Source organism: Sediminicola luteus, from assembly GCF_002514735.1.
Classification (GTDB): domain Bacteria; phylum Bacteroidota; class Bacteroidia; order Flavobacteriales; family Flavobacteriaceae; genus HQA918.
Genome location: NZ_KZ300476.1, coordinates 739714 through 754029 on the forward strand (window position 1 = coordinate 739714; position 14316 = coordinate 754029).

General features: G+C 43.4%; 10 protein-coding genes. 4 read left to right on the forward strand and 6 right to left on the reverse strand.

Annotated elements, in window-relative coordinates; genetic code table 11:
* Positions 1 to 94 precede the first annotated feature (94 nt).
* The 3 genes from B7P33_RS03030 to B7P33_RS03040 all read right to left on the reverse strand — a co-directional run bounded on the left by B7P33_RS03030 (position 95) and on the right by B7P33_RS03040 (position 5533).
* Positions 95 to 1585, reverse strand: a complete 1491-nt coding sequence (locus B7P33_RS03030) for a S10 family peptidase (RefSeq protein WP_097440469.1) — start codon at positions 1583 to 1585, stop codon at positions 95 to 97.
* 108 nt (positions 1586 to 1693) lie between these two features.
* Positions 1694 to 3163 (reverse strand): alkaline phosphatase D family protein, encoded by a 1470-nt coding sequence (locus B7P33_RS03035; RefSeq protein WP_141402377.1) that lies wholly within the window; start codon positions 3161 to 3163, stop codon positions 1694 to 1696.
* Positions 3164 to 3346: 183 nt separating this feature from the next.
* On the reverse strand, positions 3347 to 5533 hold the full coding sequence (locus tag B7P33_RS03040) for a glutamine synthetase III family protein (RefSeq protein ID WP_097440471.1): 2187 nt from the start codon (positions 5531 to 5533) through the stop codon (positions 3347 to 3349).
* Positions 5534 to 5723: 190 nt separating this feature from the next.
* Between B7P33_RS03040 and B7P33_RS03045 the strand changes: the two genes are divergently transcribed.
* Positions 5724 to 6734 carry a glutamine synthetase beta-grasp domain-containing protein gene (locus B7P33_RS03045; RefSeq protein ID WP_097440472.1) on the forward strand — a complete coding sequence of 337 codons (1011 nt, stop codon included), beginning with the start codon at positions 5724 to 5726 and terminating at the stop codon, positions 6732 to 6734.
* A 57-nt stretch (positions 6735 to 6791) separates the two neighbouring features.
* Here B7P33_RS03045 and B7P33_RS03050 read toward each other — a convergent pair whose 3' ends face one another.
* The 3 genes from B7P33_RS03050 to B7P33_RS03060 form a co-directional block, all read right to left on the reverse strand.
* On the reverse strand, positions 6792 to 7784 hold the full coding sequence (locus tag B7P33_RS03050) for a WG repeat-containing protein (protein WP_097440473.1): 993 nt from the start codon (positions 7782 to 7784) through the stop codon (positions 6792 to 6794).
* A 135-nt stretch (positions 7785 to 7919) separates the two neighbouring features.
* Positions 7920 to 8705: a hypothetical protein gene (locus B7P33_RS03055; protein WP_141402378.1), complete on the reverse strand. Its 786-nt coding sequence runs from the start codon at positions 8703 to 8705 to the stop codon at positions 7920 to 7922.
* 105 nt (positions 8706 to 8810) lie between these two features.
* On the reverse strand, positions 8811 to 9749 hold the full coding sequence (locus B7P33_RS03060) for a calcium/sodium antiporter (RefSeq protein ID WP_097440475.1): 939 nt from the start codon (positions 9747 to 9749) through the stop codon (positions 8811 to 8813).
* 425 nt (positions 9750 to 10174) lie between these two features.
* On the opposite strand from B7P33_RS03060, the gene B7P33_RS03065 reads away from it, so the two are divergent.
* From B7P33_RS03065 to B7P33_RS03075, 3 genes are all read left to right on the forward strand, one after another.
* Complete coding sequence (locus B7P33_RS03065; protein ID WP_097440476.1) at positions 10175 to 11503, forward strand: SPFH domain-containing protein; 1329 nt, start codon at positions 10175 to 10177, stop codon at positions 11501 to 11503.
* A 216-nt stretch (positions 11504 to 11719) separates the two neighbouring features.
* Positions 11720 to 12079, forward strand: a complete 360-nt coding sequence (locus B7P33_RS03070; protein ID WP_097440774.1) for a BlaI/MecI/CopY family transcriptional regulator — start codon at positions 11720 to 11722, stop codon at positions 12077 to 12079.
* Between the two features lies 1 nt (position 12080).
* Complete coding sequence (locus B7P33_RS03075) at positions 12081 to 14057, forward strand: M56 family metallopeptidase (protein ID WP_097440477.1); 1977 nt, start codon at positions 12081 to 12083, stop codon at positions 14055 to 14057.
* Positions 14058 to 14316: the final 259 nt, after the last annotated feature.

The window sequence follows — 14316 nt, forward strand, 5'->3', positions numbered from 1 at the left end:
AACCGACATTACGGTCGGTTTTTTGACCAATAGCAAAAAACAACCCTTCCGGGCTAAAACCGGAAGGGTTCTTTCTAATAAGGTATAATTTATCTTATTTCTCTAGGAACATCCGGATATCATCGGCCAATTTTATAAAATCGGGTTCGTGGGTATACATCATATGACCGCCTTCATAGTAAGTCATGCTAACCCTTTCCTTTACGATACCATTTCTATTAAAGGTATATTCAGCATCGAAGAAGGGCGTGATCAAATCGTAATAACCACTGGCTACCAGCACCTTCATTTGGGTATTGCGACGCATGGTCTCGCCCAAACGATCGGATACATTTACCGGGGTGGGCTCCCAATAACTGCCATCGGGACGCGTACGCCAACGCCATTTTTGACCGATTTGCCCATTGGAGGTCAAATAAGGCCTATCCATATCCACTTTTAAATCATGCAATAGATACTGGTTCAAAGCGGCTGTATAGGCGGCCCCGATTTGATAGGAGGACGGATCGCCCAAAGTAGGTCTATCGGCCACATCGTCTATCTCATCGCCCATAAACCGACCGTCTAACCGGCCAATGGCCATGCCTTGGTCTTCCAGTAACTTTTTCTGAAAGCGCGGCATAAGTACCCGAAGATCGCTGCGATGTATATACGCTTTGTCCAAGCCCGTGAAATAGGCCAATTTTTGAGCCAATGTTTCCCGTTCGGACGTAGTTAGCAATGCTCCTTTGTATAGTGCAGGCGCGTATTCGTTATAGGTAAAATCGCGACTTTCTTGTACAAAGGCCTCTAAACTTTTGCCTTGCCCTGCTTTTTTATGGTACCAGGCCGTGGCCGCCATACTGGGCAAATAGGTCAAATAAGAGGTAATATTATTAGGTATCGAGGTAGACCCATCGTAATCCAAGGCCTGTGAAATCAGAATCAACCCATTCATGGCCACATTTTGCCCACTACCCTCCAAAGCCTGGGTTACGGCTGCGGCCCTTGTGGTACCGAAACTTTCGCCGGCCATATACTTGGGGGCGTTCCAGCGTTTGTATTGGGTGATCCAAAGACGAATGAACTGGGCCACCGAAGCGGCATCTTCGTTCAGTCCCCAAAAATCTTTCTCCTTTCCTTTTCCGATTACCTGACTATAACCGGTGCCCACGGGATCGATGAATACCAAATCGGTAAGATCCATTAGGCTTTTTGAATTGGCCACAACCGCAAAAGGTGCGGCACCATCGTCTTGTTTGGCATCGGAATCTACTTTGACCAGTTTGGGTCCGAACAGCCCCATATGCAACCATACGGAAGCCGAGCCCGGTCCCCCGTTAAACACAAAGGTTACGGGTCTCCTTGAATCGGCACCCTCTTTAATATATGAAACCGACCACATGGCGGCAGTGGCCTCCCCTTTGGCATTCTTCAAATAGGTTTCTCCGGCAATTGCCTTGTATTTAATCAATTTACCTCCAGCGGTTATTTGGTGCGAAGTCACGAAAGACTTGGGCTCGGGAATGGGTTTTACAACCTCTTTTTTGTCTTGAGACCAAAGTACACAAGTAAACAGTACAGCTAGAAAGACTATCTTTTTCATGGGTAAATCATTTAAAATAGGTGCTACAAGATAAGGTTTACACCTGAACCGTTGCCCCCTTTTTCAGTTTTGCTGGCCGCCTATTCCCTATGTGAAGAAAAAAAGGGTTTACCTAAGAAAAACTTCTTGATGCTTCAGCTTGCCGTCCACATCTTTAAGTTCAAAACGAAGTTCAGGCCCAGCCGTGGTTTCAATCACCCGAACCAAAAGATAGCCACCCTTTACACGTAAGAACCGATGTTGCGGACGAACATCTTCGGGATCCCAACCCCCGGCATGTATATCGGCCCCAGACCCGGTGCCGAATTCCCAAAGGTTGGTGTTGGGTATTTGGGTAACAAACTGCCAATGGCGATCGCCGGTTACGATAAACACATCGTCAAATTGATTTAAGAAAGCCCGCACCTCATCACCCTCATGGGCATAACTGGAATTGGAGAGGTTATCATACTTACCCTTACCCCTATCCGGACCCAAAATGGGTGAAGGCGATACCACGATCTTATAACGGGCATCAGATGCCGACAAGGTACGAAACAACCATTCTTTTTGTTCAGCCCCCAAAATGGTTTTTGCAGCTCCGTCTGGATCCGTGTTTTTTGAGCGGTAATTGCGCCCTTCCAAAATCCAAAGCTCCAAATCTTTGCCCCATCGTAATTTTTTATAGGTCTTTTCGGCCGATGGAAACTGAACCTTATCAAAAATATCCAATCCCCTTTCAAAATCCACGGTACCATAGGTATTGCCCGGAAAGGCATCGTCTTTTAAGGTATCGTGGTCGTCTTTCATAAAATAGGTGGTATGTGAGGCATAGAAATCACGTTGGATAGGCAGTGCGAACAAACGGTTCCATTTATAATGCATCATGGATTCGGTCATCGCATAGGGATTCGGTTTGTCGTAATATTCGATATCGCCAGTATGGATGTAAAAATCAATAGAATCGGCCTCCATGGCCTGATAAATTTTATGTCCGCCCTGAAGGTCTTTGCGATTGTAATCATGACAACTTACCACAGAAAAAGCAATAGATTCTTGAGTTTCGTTTTCATCAGGGGCCGTTTTGAACTGTCCTTTAACTTTGGAAAAAACTTGTTTTGCGCCAATTGCCTTGGCCAGTATTTCTATTTCATATATGGTATTGGACTGCAAATCGGTCAGTTGCCATTGGAACGTAAAATCTTTCTCGGGGTCTACCCTAGCCCAATCGGTAGTTTTAGTTGCTCCCCCATTCTTGGGCCTATATGTCAATTTTACCTCACCTAGCATACCCGGACAAGCCCCTTGCATACTATCGAGAATAGCCCCTTGGGGTACTTGGGCACTCCATATTTGGGTAGAGTCCCCTGTTTTGGCCAATTGCTGTGCCTCTTTTTTGGATATTGGTATAAATTCAGGGCCATCGGCATTCATTTCAGGCATGGCCGTTAAGCGCGTCCAGATTACAGCCGAATGCTGGTCTACCCAACCATTTTTAAAGCCATTGCCAAAATAAGGACCTTTTTCGTCGGTTTCCGATTTACAAGCCCATAGACCAAGCCCTAAAAGCAATACCGCCAATACACCCGTTTTTTTCATAATAAGTATGTTGATTCCCTTCAAATATACGTCTTTCAATACAATTTCGTGTGCGCACACGTAAACCTCTCGAAAAAACGCCCTGTTCTCACAGAGCGTTCTACGCCAGCCCTTCTATACAAGGACTCAATTGTCAATTCATTGCTTTGACACCTAATTTCTTCTAAGGTTTAATCCCTCAGTTTACTTTAGGAACAACAGCTCCCTATATTTGGCCAATGGCCATAGATCATCGGCCACCAGGGTTTCCAATTTATCGCAATGGTACCGTATCTCATCAAAATGCGGTTTTACCTTGTCGCAATAGGCAGCCGCTTTCTTTTCTATATGCTCCAAGGCGTTTGCCGAGCGCCTTTCGGCAGTCATTTCGTCGGTCAATCTTTTTATGGCCTCTATATGCAACGAAACCTCTTCTACAATAGCCATTTGCGGACTCGCCATTTTCTTAAAGCCCGTACCGTATACCTCTTTTAGGGCTTGGATGTTTTTCAACAAACCGGTCTGGAAATCGACAGCGGCCGGTAAAATATGATTGTATATCAACTCATTAAAAACCCTACCCTCGATTTGAATATGGAACACATAGGCTTCCAACTCTACCTCCTTATGGGCCGTGGCCTCAACTTCCGTCATTACCCCCATTTCTTTAAACAGGGCCAAGCTAGCCTTATGGGTATACACGGCCAAGGCTTCGGGGGTATTCTTATTATTGCTCAGTTTACGCTTTTTGGCTTCCTTTTCCCAGGCTTCGCTATAGCCATCACCTTCAAAACGGATACGCTTCGAGCTTTTGATATACTCCCGAAGCACATTGAAAATGGCTTCATCCTTTTTAAAATCCTTGCCATCTACCAGCTTATCGACCTCTTTTTTAAAGTCTTTCAGTTGCTTGGCCATAATGGTGTTGAGCACCGTCATGGGTTTGGCACAATTGGCCTTGGAGCCCACCCCACGCATCTCGAATTTGTTTCCGGTGAACGCAAAGGGTGAGGTTCGGTTACGGTCGGTATTGTCCAATAAAATTTCAGGGATTTTCCCGACAACGTTTAGCTTTAACTCGGTTTTTTCCTCTGGGGACAATTTTCCTTTGGAAACCCCTTCGAGATCATCCAAAACCCCATTGAGCTGCTCCCCGATAAATATGGATAGAATGGCCGGAGGTGCCTCGTTGGCCCCCAACCTATGGTCGTTACTGGCCGAGGCTATGGAAGAACGCAATAGTTCTTCATAGGTATCCACCGCCTTTATGGTATTGACGAAAAAGGTAAGGAATTGTAGGTTTTTCATGGGGGTAGTACCCGGACTCAACAAATTCACGCCGGTATCGGTGGCCAAAGACCAGTTGTTGTGTTTACCAGATCCATTCACGCCAGCAAAGGGCTTTTCATGGAACAATACCTTGAAATTATGTCTATCGGCCACCTTTTCCATGATATCCATAAGCAATAGGTTATGGTCTACGGCCAAATTGGCCTCCTCGAAAACCGGAGCCATTTCGAACTGCATGGGTGCCACCTCGTTATGACGTGTTTTGACCGGAATGCCCAACAGCGTACATTCCCGCTCTAGATCTTTCATAAAATCGAGCACCCGACTATGGATTACCCCAAAGTAATGATCATCGAGTTGTTGACCTTTGGCCGAAGCTTTACCTACTATAGTTCGCCCTGCCAAGGCTATATCGGGCCGGGAATAGGCCAAAGCCTTATCCACTAAAAAATACTCTTGTTCCCAACCCAAAGTGGCCCATACTTTATTTACGGTCTTGTCGAAATAGCGGGCCACTTCGGTAGCTGCCTCATCTACGGCATGCAATGCCCGAAGCAAAGGCGCCTTATTATCTAAAGCTTCGCCGGTATAGGCTACGAAAATTGTCGGTATACATAAGGTTGACCCATATACGAATGCCGGGGAAGTGGGATCCCAAGCCGTATACCCACGGGCCTCAAAGGTGTTTCGTATACCCCCGTTCGGGAAGCTCGAAGCATCGGGTTCTTGCTGTACCAATTGTCCGCCGCCGAATTTTTCAACGGCCCTACCCTCTTTATTGATTTCGAAGAAAGCATCATGTTTTTCGGCCGTAGACCCGGTAAGGGGTTGAAACCAATGCGTATAATGTGTAGCCCCCATACTAATGGCCCAAGTCTTCATACCCTCGGCGATCTGATCGGCCACCTTACGCTCGATCTTGGCCCCTTTCATTATCGCCGCCTGTACGCTGAGATACGCATCTTTGGTAAGGTACTGTTGCATCTTCTCGTTATTGAATACATGGGAAGCGAACATTTCCGACCGCCGACCTTTTTCCTCAATGGGCATTTTGGGTCGATTACCGCTTTCTTTTAGGGCATTGAATCGTAAAAAGGACATAATCTTTGGTATTTGGTTGCAATACTTCAATTTGATTGGGGTAAAAATACAATTTCAAAAATTAACCCCCTAAAATTTTAGGGGTTGACGAAAAATATCGTGTATTTCTGCAATTCACCCCCTAAAAAACCATCCGTGAAATTATAAAACACTACTTTTGAAGCCGTAAGCAACAAAATAATTTATTGTCATGAGCAAAACTAAACTGGAGTATATATGGCTAGACGGCCATCAGCCCACCCAAGAACTGCGTAGTAAAACCAAAATCGTTGACGATTTCGACGGCAACTTGGATAGCTGTCCGATCTGGTCTTTCGATGGTAGTTCTACCGAACAGGCCGAAGGCGGAGCCTCCGACTGTTTATTGAAACCCGTTGCCATTTACCCCGATCCGGAAAGGGCGAAAGGCTTTTTAGTAATGTGTGAAGTATTGGATTCCGATGGTAAACCACACCCATCTAACGCCCGTGCCACTATTGATGACGACGATAATGATTTTTGGTTCGGATTCGAGCAAGAATACTTCTTAATGGATACCGAAACCGACCTTCCGCTTGGCTTCCCACGTGGTGGGTTCCCTGGACCACAAGGTAAGTACTACTGTTCTGTTGGTGGTCGTTATACTTGGGGACGCGATTTCGTTGAAGAGCATATGGACCTATGTATCGAGGCCGGATTGAACATCGAAGGGATAAACCAAGAGGTTGCCCCGGGCCAGTGGGAGTTCCAATGTTTTGCCAAAGGTGCCAAAAAAGCCGGTGACGAAATCTGGGTAGCCCGTTATTTACTGAACCGTTTGACCGAAAAGTATGGCTACTATATAGAGCTACACCCAAAACCGATCAAAGGAGACTGGAACGGTTCGGGTATGCACGCCAACTTCTCGAACACCACTTTAAGGACTTGTGGTTCCCAAGAAACCTATGAGAAGATTTGTGAGGCCTTCCGCCCAGAAGCCGAAAACCACATCGATGTCTACGGTGCCTTTAACGAAGAGCGTTTGACCGGATTGCACGAGACTGCATCGATTAAAGACTTTAGCTATGGTGTTTCCGACCGTGGTGCCTCTATCCGTATTCCGATCATTACCGTAGAAAACGGCTGGAAAGGATGGTTGGAAGATCGTAGACCTGCCTCTAACGGTGACCCCTACAAAATCGCCGCCCGTATCATTAAAACGGTTAAGGCCGTAGATAACTAAGAACAGTTACATTACTTTATATTAAAAGCGTCCTTTTGGGGCGCTTTTTTTTCATTATCAGAGGGCCATTTTACTTATCTTACCTTTCTCTTCCAACAAAGCCATGGCCCCATCTAAGCGAATATTATCATATCTACAGGCCAACACTTCTTTTCCTTCCAAGCTCCACAACCCCATTTTATTGTTTTTGGTTACCCAAGCATAGCCGCCATTTATTTCGACAGTATCGAAACGACAAGGCACAATGGTTTTTCCATCAAAATCCATTACCCCCATTTGATTGCGGTTGAAAACGGCCACCAAACCACCATCCACCTTAAAATTATCGTACTTGCAAGGAATGATCATATGCCCTTCTAGATCCCAAAGCCCCATTTTCCCCTTTTTGTACACCGCAACATAACCATCATCTACCTCTAAATGTTCAAACTCGCAGGGTACGATAACATTTCCTTCCAGATCGAATATACCCATGCGCCTGCCTTTGTAAACACCCACCAACCCATCATCAACCTCAAGGGCGTCGAAATCACAGGGAATGATTTCCTTCCCGCTTGTATTCCATAATCCTTTTTTATTGCCTTTCCTAACCCATACTAGGTGTCCGTCAATTTTAAATTCATCGAACCTCTCAGCAAAGAATGATGGCGGCATTTTTTTGGTAGTGACTAGGCCTACGGCATTTACTTTTGTCGGTGTTTGGGCTTCGGTTTTAAAAACATAACCGCTTACCAAAACGACGGACAAAACAACAATGGTCAATACGGATACTTTTTTCATGGTGTTGGTTTTAAGGTTTGTCACTTCTATCAGACTGGTAAAAAAGGATTTTTGACTTTCTTGCCGATAATCATGTCTGCTTTCGAAATAGTCCATACCCAAGGCGTCGGACAACAACCTAATGGTAGCATCCCTTGGAGTAACCTCCCCGGATTCGATACGTTGCACGGTGCGCATATTCAAATGGCACATTCCAGCTACTTCGGTTTGGGTCAACCCCTTGGCTTTTCGAATTCGCACTAAGGCAGCGCCAAAATCTTTTTTGGACATGTTCTAACATTTTCCAATAAAAGTACTGGCTATCACCCACTAATTCAAAGTAAAACCTCGTTTTTTCGTACGACATTCATACGGCATTGCCCGTTTTATCAACAATTTCAGCTGAATTATTTCGGAATCCGAAAACTAATCGTCGATCAAAGTAATCGGAATACTATTGGTTTCATTACTGAAATAATGATGTAAATACTTTTTTAGCGCCTTGTCTTGGGCCATTTGGGAATAGACTTCATTTTTAACATTGATCGTTTCCATTCCAGACTGCTTAGATTCCATACTTTTTAGCGCTTCTGAAAAATAGGTCCGTGCATTTTCAACAAAATCCGCATTAGAAGGTTTGGCCCTTTCCCTTTCGGTCGCCAACGCCTCATATACCATAGCTTCCAACAGAGCCCGATTACCCTTTATCTCAAGTCCACTAAAATCATTTCCAGTGCAAATTTTTAACCTATACTTACCTTTAACCCCCACTACTTCAAAAAACCTGGAAGCCACCTGCATCACCTCTTCCCAAGAAAATTTATTGCCTTCGGACATATCTTGCATGGCCAACAGGCTAAAAGTAGACCGAAAAGGTTGGTCATTTATGTAGTCTTTCAGCAATTCCCTTATTCTCAAAGTATCCGGATACAACTTCACGAAATCCTCCCTTTTAGAATAATGTGACGCCAAATAAATAAACCGGTTTGGATGCTGTTGGATAAAGTCACCAAAATTATCATCAACTTCGCGCAGTTTGAAATAACAATGGCTAAACGTACGGGCGCTGTCGTTTTTATGATAAAATACGAGATCTAAATAGGTACTTGGAAGCAATTTTTCTTCCTTCTTACACGATACAATGACGAACGCTAAAATGACTAAGCCAAAAACGCTACGGATGAGGCATTTTTGAGAATTTGGTTTTTGCATGATGGTTTCATTAAGTTCAGCCGAAACCTAAACACAACAACTATACCAAAGCACTCAAAAAGACGGAAGTTGACCACCAAGTACGAAACCCAAATCGCAGTTTTCCTAAACCAAGGTCAAATACACAAAAGAAGAATAGACCGCCAGCAATACTATACCATCGCGCCAGCCCAAGCGCAACCCTCGGGGTACGAATACCAATGGCAATACCAAGAAGGAAATTCCCAGCATCCAGAAAATATCATTGGAAAGCAAACCGGGATCGTTCACTTGTATAGGTGTTATCAAGGAAGTAATACCCAATACCGCCAATAGGTTAAAAATATTGGATCCGATCAGGTTCCCCAACGAAATCGCTTTTTCCTTTTTTAATACGGCAATAATAGAGGCGGCCAATTCCGGGATACTGGTTCCCACAGAAACCACGGTAACCCCGATTACCCTTTCGCTGACCCCTAAATTACTAGCTAAACCAACCGCGCCTTCAATCAAAAGCTCGCTACCGCCCCAAAGGGCCACGCCACCGATACCCAAAAAGAGCGCGGTCTTATAGTTGGGCAACAATTCATCGTCTTCGGGCATTTCGTCGGCTACGGCCTGCTTTTGGAATCGTAATAAATACACCAAAAACGCAAATAGTAGCACTACCATGATACCGCCCTCATATTGTTGTAATTCCCCATCGAAATAGATAAAGCCGAAAAAGAGCAGGGAGGCCAGCATCATAACCGGCCAATCGGTGGTATAGAAACTCTTCCGTACATCCATATGCCCTAAAATCACCGTAACCCCAAGTACTAGGCCCAAATTGGCAATATTGGAACCCACCACATTACCCAAGGCCAGATCTGGAAAACCATCCAAGGCCGACTTAATACTCACTATAAGTTCCGGGGCCGAAGTCGCAAAGGAAACCACGGTCATGCCTATTACGATTTTGGGGATATTCAAACGAAGTGACAAAGCCACAGCGGCTTTTAACAACCAATCGCCCCCAAATATCAAAAGGGTAAGACCTAGAACGATAAAAAGTAATTCTTGCATGGGTGTGTTTTAGATGGCCAAAGATATCCTTTTAGGGCAGCAGAAAAAAACGATGGACCAAACCAAAAGCCCAAAAATGCCCTTTTAAAAAATGAAAAGGCCCTTGCTTTTTAAAACCAACCCAAAAACCCCGCTACAAAACGAACAATTTTTCACCAGTAGAGCGGTATAGACTTACTATAAACAACCATTTTGTAGACTTAATCTATCTTGTTAAAACCTTATTCGTTTTTATACTTACAATTAACAAAGCAACTGTATCATTTTAACAAAAATTATTTGGCGGCATTTTCGACACTCCTGTATATTCAAAAAACAATCGAAAAATATTAGCAACCAATTTCAGTTTTATCAATGATAACTTTAATAAAAATCATTATTTATTACACTATTCTCATAATATTAACCTTTTTAATACTATAACCATGATCACAATTTTTGGAATTTTCATTGTTTTGGGTGGTATAGCCACCCTTTTTTTAAGACTATTCATAAAGAACAACCCCACTTTAAACTGGTTCAGTACCCGAAAAAGCATACAGATTATTCTGGTAGGTGCCGCCTTAAGTGTTATCAGCGGCATGTTCTTTTATGCAGAACCGGGAACCGCCTATGCGGTACAATATCCTTGGGGCGGACAAAAAGGTGTTTTCCGTCAAGGTATCAACACCAAAATGTGGGGACGTTTGATCCCTATCCAATTCGAATTGCCTATTAAGTATGTTATTCCGAATGGAGAAGGCGAAGTAGGTGAGCAGAGCAAATATGCCAATGTGGACATTGCCAAATATTGGGCCTTTAGCGATGCGGTAAAAGCGCGTATAGCGACCTCTGTGGTTATTTCTATTAATACCGAAGACGAGCACCAGTTTCTATCGGTGGCCGATCGCAACAAGACCGAACGTAACTTGATCCGTTCGCGTATTATACCCAATATAGACCAGGCCATAAAAAACACCTGTAAACTGATGGACGCCCAAGACTATATCTCGGGCCAGGCCGCCGATTTTGATCGATACTTTAAGGATCAACTTGAAAACGGCATGTACCAGCTAGAGGAGTTTACGCTGAACCAAAAACCTGATGTTATCGGCGACAGTACCACTATTAGAACCGTAGTTAATAAAGAGGCCAAACAAAAACGCTTTAAGATCAAGGTGCGTAACGGGGAAATTATCCGGGAAAGGGGCAACTCTTTAAAAGCCTACGGACTTACCGTGATACAGGCCGTGGTTACCGAAATCGATTGGGAAGAAACCTTTGACAAAAGACTGCAACTTCAAAAGGAGGAAGTAGCCCAAACCCAATTGGAAAAGCAACAGGCCGAGCGCGAGTTCTACCGGGCCCAAAAAGAAAAGGCCAAAGGTGAGGCCAACAAAGCCCAAGAACGCGCCCGTTTGGAAAAGGAACAAATACAACAAACTATTGAGGCCGAGACCAAGGCCAAAGTGGCCGAGTTCAACCTAGTTGAAGAACGTAAAAAGTACGAAGTGGCCCAGTTTCAGGCCAAGACCAAAAAAACCTTGGCCGATGCCGAAGCTTACCAAAACGCTAAATTGGTCTCAGCCGGACTTACCCCACAGGAGCGGGCCGAATGGGAATACAAGACCTCGGTTGGCGTGGCTCGTGAACTGAAGGAACTAAAACTGCCCCAGGTATATATGGAGGGCAGCCAAAAACAAGGTGAAGGCAACCTATTACAGTCACTAATTGGCGCCGAAATGGCCAAGAATATGGTGCAAAAAAGAGAATAGATCTGAAACAATAAGAGCGTTAGCCAATACCCTTGAACAGCCCCAGCGGTAACTTCAGCTATTTAAACTCTTGCCATCATAAGGCCCCGATTACTTGGGGCCTTTTGTTTTTTCGACAAGCTAACCACAAACAAAAACTAAAAATTACGTTAATTAACTGCTTTTATAGTTGCACAACTAAAAAAGCAGTTGTATGTTCGTATCAAAATCTTCGGTATGCAAAAACTAACGAACAAAGAAGAGGTGGTCATGAAAATCTTATGGAAGCTGCAAAAAGCCTTCGTAAAGGAAATCATGGCCGAGATCAGCGAGGGAAAACCCCATTACAACACCCTTTCTACCCTAGTCAGGAACTTAGAGGATAAAGGTTTTGTGGCGCATGAGTCATTTGGCAACACCCATAGGTATTACCCCATAATTTCCAAGGAAGCCTATAGAAAAACCTTTATTAACGAAGCCATATCGCACTATTACGAGAATTCGTATAAAAGTTTGGTTTCCTTCTTTGCCAAGGAAGAAAAAATTTCTGTGGAAGAGTTAAAGGAAATTATTGCACTTATAGAAAAAGGAAAATAATATGGATACTATTTCTTATTTGGCCAAAGTTGGACTAGTGCTTCTTATTTTTTATACTACCTATGGGTTTCTTCTTAAACGGCTCACTTTTTTCAAACTTAATCGCTTCTTTTTATTAGGTGGGCTTTATCTCTCTTTTATAATCCCACTTATAGAGTTTACCCGTACGGTCTATGTAGATAGCTATGCACTACAAGTACCCCTTACTGCCGTGTATACTCAAAATGATATTGCTACCACAACTTTTAACTTATTCGATATCATCTATTGGGTCTTGGTTATGGGAAGCTTGGTTATGGGAATTCGATTGGTGGCCCGTGTTATTGGATTGACCAAAATTCTTAGGGGTGCCCAGAAAATCAAGGTAGGCGCCTATGTTTTGGTGCACCCTAAAGCTACTATCGATCCTTGCTCTTTTTTCAACTTTATCATTATGCCGACCCAAAGCTATTCGGAATCGGAAACCGAAATGATCCTTACCCATGAAAAAGTCCATGCCAAACAAAAACATAGTATAGATCTCTTATTCTTGGAAATAGTTTCCTTGGTACTTTGGTGGAACCCCTTCTTTTGGTTGTATCGCAAAGCACTACAAGAGAACCTTGAATTTTTAGCCGATCAAGGCACACAAAATCAACTAACCGAAAACAAAACCTATCAATACCTCTTGGTAAAGTCGGTACACACCGGATTTAGTCCGGCGCTGACCCATTCATTTTTTAATCCATTAATCAGATTGCCGCTTCCCGACAAATGGTTGAGCCGTTTGTCTTTGGGCGGGCAAGTCAAAAAACGAATCGTAATGATGAACACAAAAAACAGTTCTAACAAACAAATCTGGCGCTATGCCCTTGTCGCACCCTTATTGGCCGCTTTTATGTTCATGTTCAACACTAAAGTAGTGGCACAGACCAAAGAAAATGCTAAGACCACGGAATATATTCTTGCGGCCGATGCATCGGATACCGATATCGCCCAGTTAAAATCGCAGATTAAAAAAGATGGTGGCCAGCTTACCCTTACCAACCTGACACGGGATGCCAAAGGCCATATCAGTGCCATGGATTTTGAATATAAAGGCAGCCATGGCGGACTTATGAAAAGTAACTTTACCAACTTAACAGAGCCCTTGGTTTTTGGGGAACACGCCAAAGGCGGTGTTTTTGTGAACCATGGGAAACCGCAATCCTTTTTCAAAACCACAAAAGCCACTAGCGGTAATACCTTTGTTTGGACCTCCAATGACGATGAGACCATTGAAATAAACAAAGAAGGGGACCAAGCGGTCTATACCGTCAATGGCAAAAAAATGGACCAAGACGAATTCAAGGCCTGGGGCAAAAAGAACGATCGCAATATAAAAATCCGGGAAACCAAGGGTGCCGAAGACATCATAGCCATAGAAAGTACAGATGGAAAAAATAACTCCATTCAGGTTTTTCAGGCTGCGACGGGTAACGACAATACCATTAAAATAAGACAGACCAAAGATAAGGATGCTTTCTTTTTTACACAGACTGATTCCGATGACAAGCCCTTAATCGTAATAGACGGTAAAATTAAACCCTACAGTTCAATTTCTACTTTACCGCCGAATCTAATAAAAAACATAAACGTAATTAAAGGGGAAATAGCAAAAGAGCAATATGGTTCTAAAGGTGCTAATGGTGTCATGGAAATTACTACTAAAGCTAATGGCTGGACCGTTAGTGCCGTAAAAAGCCCCAACATAGACCCAAGCACCACTACGGTTACCGCATTCCACAAGGCCATGGCCGAGGAAAACCCACAAATAGAATATTCGGATTTTAAAGGGCTTATTTTCGTCGATGGTAAAAAATCTTCTAAGCGCAAACTGAATAAAATTCCAGTGGATCAAATAGAATCCATTGCAATCTCTAAAGATGAGGCTGCCAATGTGGCCCAATATGGCAGAAAGGCTAAAAAAGGGGTTATTCATGTAACCACGCGAAAGTAAATACGAGATATAGACCATCAAAAAACGATCATCATCGAATACCCCTACATAACCATCTTTTTAAGATGGTTATGTTATTTAAATATTAAAACCCAAGGCCATACCCACTGTTTTCCATACATTTATACCACTAAAACCATTAGCATTATGATTACCCTTGTAAAAATAATCTTGGCGATTGTCTTATCAACTATGACGATTTTTATGTAGGCCCTATACTGGGATTTATTCCTTTTATAAACGGTTTTACATAAAAATA

Excerpts from the sequence above, each read along its gene's own strand:
- B7P33_RS03030 (WP_097440469.1), bottom strand. The coding sequence starts at position 1,585 with ATGAAAAAGATAGTCTTTCTAGCTGTACTGTTTACTTGTGTACTTTGG.
- B7P33_RS03035 (WP_141402377.1), bottom strand. The coding sequence starts at position 3,163 with ATGAAAAAAACGGGTGTATTGGCGGTATTGCTTTTAGGGCTTGGTCTA.
- B7P33_RS03040 (WP_097440471.1), bottom strand. The coding sequence starts at position 5,533 with ATGTCCTTTTTACGATTCAATGCCCTAAAAGAAAGCGGTAATCGACCC.
- B7P33_RS03045 (WP_097440472.1), top strand. The coding sequence starts at position 5,724 with ATGAGCAAAACTAAACTGGAGTATATATGGCTAGACGGCCATCAGCCC.
- B7P33_RS03050 (WP_097440473.1), bottom strand. The coding sequence starts at position 7,784 with ATGTCCAAAAAAGATTTTGGCGCTGCCTTAGTGCGAATTCGAAAAGCC.
- B7P33_RS03055 (WP_141402378.1), bottom strand. The coding sequence starts at position 8,705 with ATGCAAAAACCAAATTCTCAAAAATGCCTCATCCGTAGCGTTTTTGGC.
- B7P33_RS03060 (WP_097440475.1), bottom strand. The coding sequence starts at position 9,749 with ATGCAAGAATTACTTTTTATCGTTCTAGGTCTTACCCTTTTGATATTT.
- B7P33_RS03065 (WP_097440476.1), top strand. The coding sequence starts at position 10,175 with ATGATCACAATTTTTGGAATTTTCATTGTTTTGGGTGGTATAGCCACC.
- B7P33_RS03070 (WP_097440774.1), top strand. The coding sequence starts at position 11,720 with ATGCAAAAACTAACGAACAAAGAAGAGGTGGTCATGAAAATCTTATGG.
- B7P33_RS03075 (WP_097440477.1), top strand. The coding sequence starts at position 12,081 with ATGGATACTATTTCTTATTTGGCCAAAGTTGGACTAGTGCTTCTTATT.